This is a genomic window from Nitrosomonas sp. Nm132 (genome assembly GCF_900100485.1).
Classification (GTDB): Bacteria; Pseudomonadota; Gammaproteobacteria; order Burkholderiales; family Nitrosomonadaceae; genus Nitrosomonas.
The window spans coordinates 1-3,172 of sequence record NZ_FNDH01000097.1 but is presented as its reverse complement, the minus strand read 5'-3'; the positions used below and the strand labels follow the sequence as shown (position 1 = coordinate 3,172).

Annotated in this window: 3 protein-coding genes and 1 pseudogene; all 4 read left to right on the top strand. The window is 41.9% G+C overall.

The features are described from left to right. Positions 1 to 347 precede the first annotated feature (347 nt). A complete protein-coding gene (locus BLP80_RS14645; protein WP_090544468.1) occupies positions 348 to 1,367 on the top strand; it encodes an L-threonylcarbamoyladenylate synthase in 1,020 nt (339 codons plus the stop codon). Further along, positions 1,364 to 2,152 (top strand): HAD family hydrolase, encoded by a 789-nt coding sequence (locus BLP80_RS14640; protein WP_090544466.1) that lies wholly within the window; start codon positions 1,364 to 1,366, stop codon positions 2,150 to 2,152. Before BLP80_RS14645 ends, BLP80_RS14640 begins: the two co-directional genes overlap by 4 nt. 166 nt (positions 2,153 to 2,318) lie before the next feature. Next, positions 2,319 to 2,549: a hypothetical protein gene (locus BLP80_RS14635; RefSeq protein WP_090544464.1), complete on the top strand. Its 231-nt coding sequence runs from the start codon at positions 2,319 to 2,321 to the stop codon at positions 2,547 to 2,549. Positions 2,550 to 2,798: 249 nt separating this feature from the next. Next, a pseudogene (locus tag BLP80_RS14630) lies at positions 2,799 to 3,125 on the top strand (transposase); the annotation flags it as partial. Between the last annotated feature and the right edge of the window lie 47 nt (positions 3,126 to 3,172).

Here is a 3,172-nt window from a genome sequence, read left to right as displayed (position 1 = left end):
GGCTAGTCACCTTAATCACTTTAGTCAAGTAATTTTTCCATATTTGTAGCAGGGGATTTCATAAAAAATAAAATCTATTACTACTTCAATAAGTTGAGTAAATGATAGATTACCTCTCCAAGATCTGGAATTTATTCAATCGGAATTTAGTCTTATGCACTATTTCACAAAGTGAATATCTAAATTTGATAGAATTATGTAAAATCATTTGGAATATGGTATGTTTATCATTAGCTCTAAATTAGCCTTAAGCACATCAAGTTTAAAATAATGTTTCTAAACCAAGCATACTCGGTATTTAGGCAATATAACTTGTAGTTTTGTAGTTGACTCTAGCAAGAAATTTTATGAATGATAGAATAGGCTTACATGCGCCTAATGATAAAATTACTGCAGCTGTTGCTCTTTTAAAGGCAGGTAAAAACGTAGCTTTTCCCACAGAGACTGTTTATGGACTTGGGGCTGATATTACCAACCCTGCAGCGATAAATCGTGTTTATGAAATAAAAAGGCGTCCTATTAACCATCCTCTTATCGTTCATTTCGCTGAAATGAATCGATTAGATTACTGGGCAACAGATGTACCCGAATCAGCTCGGCAATTAGCCGAGCATTTTTGGCCAGGACCTCTTACTTTAATTCTGCCCAGAAGCTCACGCGTACCACTTAGTGTAACAGGTGGTCAAAACACTGTTGGTTTGCGTATTCCCGATCACCCCATAGCATTCGCGCTATTAAAAGCACTAGGCCCTGACAAGGCGCTTGCCGCGCCTTCAGCAAATCGCTTTGGTCGATTAAGTCCAACTTCAGCACATCATGTGCATGAAGAACTTGGTCAAGAGGTAAGTATGATTCTAGATGGAGGGACTTGCAAAGTTGGTCTGGAAAGCACCATTATTAGCTTTTATGATTCAACAGTCATTCTTTTGCGGCCTGGCGGTATTCCGATAGCATCGATTGAAGATATACTAAAACAAAAAATTGCCTTTAAAAAAAATCAAGACATAACTTTACGCGCTCCGGGTACCCTAACTTCTCATTACGCCCCTGTAACACCTCTCGAAGTCTGGTCTACCGAATCAATTCAACAGCGCGCACAAGAATTGAGTAAAAAGGGGGCATGGATTGCCCTTGTCGTATGGTCTGGCTTCGACCATTCTTCCCAAGCTTCAAATGAAAATATTCATCATTTCTTAATGCCCGCAGATCCCATCGAATATGGCCAACAACTGTATGCTACTCTTCGTCAACTAGATCAGAAAGGTTTTTCTCGATTATTGGCAGAAGCTCCTCCTGACGATTCAGCCTGGTTAGCAATTTCTGATCGCCTACAACGCGCCAGCTTTACTACATCAACTCATCAATGAAAAAAAACAATACTTCACTTTCTGCTGTACTATTCGATGTTGATGGCACTCTTGCCGACACTGAACGAGATGGCCATCGCCCTGCTTTTAACGCTGCATTTAAAGAATTTGGACTTGATTGGAATTGGGATACCGAGCTTTACGGTAAATTACTCCAAGTTACCGGTGGTAAAGAGCGTATCCGATATTACATGGAAAAATATGTTCCCAGTGCATTAAACAAGAATGATTTGTCTAGTTGGATCGCTGAGCTACATAAAACCAAGACTAAATATTTTCTTGACTTATTAGCAAAAGGGAACATCCCTTTGCGCCCCGGTATTGCACGATTAATTCATGAATTGCGCGAGAAAGAAATAAAAATAGCCATTGCCACAACCACGACACCAGAAAATGTAACCTCTCTATTAAAATTTACATTGGGTGAAGAATCTCTTAGTTGGTTTGATGCCATCGGTGCGGGAGATATCGTACCTCAAAAAAAACCTGCTCCAGATATTTATTACTGGGTACTCGAAAAACTTGGATTACCACCTCAACAATGTATCGCAATTGAGGATTCAGAAAACGGATTAAAATCTTCTCGTTCAGCGGGTATTAAAACTATCATCACAGTAAGTGAATATACATATTTACAAAATTTCAATGGTGCAGCAATGGTTTTAACCGATCTGGGAGAGCCAGGTAGATTGCCCTCCATCCTCTCAGGAACTATTCCTAACCTCAATAATAGCTGGATAGATGTCTCAGCTTTAGCTACCTTAATAGAATCTAATGATCAGTAATTCTATAGACTCATCACAATGATAATTTAGGATCAGTACCTGAGGTATCCCCACAAAATATCATTAAGAAACAAGGTATTGTTGGATGGAATTCGGATAAAAATAAGATCAAGCTGGCCTGAGTATAAAATTTCTTTCTAAAATAATAACCTGGAAGGATAAACTTATGTCGATTATTGATCTGCTGTATAACTTATTGAAAGAAAAAATTCCCGGCATTCATGCTACCCGTCTCCAAGCTCTGATGGCTGCTGTTCAGGCTGGTTTGAAAGGAGCGTCTGATCGATTACGCAGCTCGGGCGGTCGCTTTCCGGATCTGCCTATATCAAACACAAAATCAAGCGTATGGATCGCCCAAATTCCGCGATTGAATTTTTATCTTCCTTTTTTAGTGTAGTAAACTGCCAGAGGCGGCAAGACGCGCAAAAGAAACAAGCGGCGTCAGCGTCTGAGGAGTAGAGTTGGAATGCCGCGCTGGAGAAGACCGATACATCATTGGTGCTAATCCGCCCGTTTTTTTAGCGTGGTCATGGGTCACGTCGGCGACATTGGTGAGTCCGTGATAACGGACATCCCGTTTGAAAGAGTGAGTAAAACGACGTACCCGAACCCGTGCGGCATTCCGATAGAGATGATGGAGGATGCCATGGCAAAGCGCAAGCAAAGTAAATTGGAGTTAACCCACCCGAATGCGGCAGGGATTGATATTGGTTCTGCGAGCCATTTTGTGGCGGTACCACCGGATAGGGATGACGAGCCGGTACGGGAGTTCAAGCGTTTCACCGCAGACCTGAATGATTTAGCGGACTGGTTGGAGGCCCGTGAAATTGACACTGCAGCAATGGAGTCGACGGGGGTATACTGGATTCCGCTGTATGAACTTTTGGGGTCGCGAGGGTTGACTGTGTATCTGATAAATGCGCGACACGTTAAAAATGTTTCTGGCCGGAAGTCGGATGTACTGGACTGCCAATGATTACAGCAACTGATGAGCTTTGGGTTGTTGTCCGGCGCTTTCCG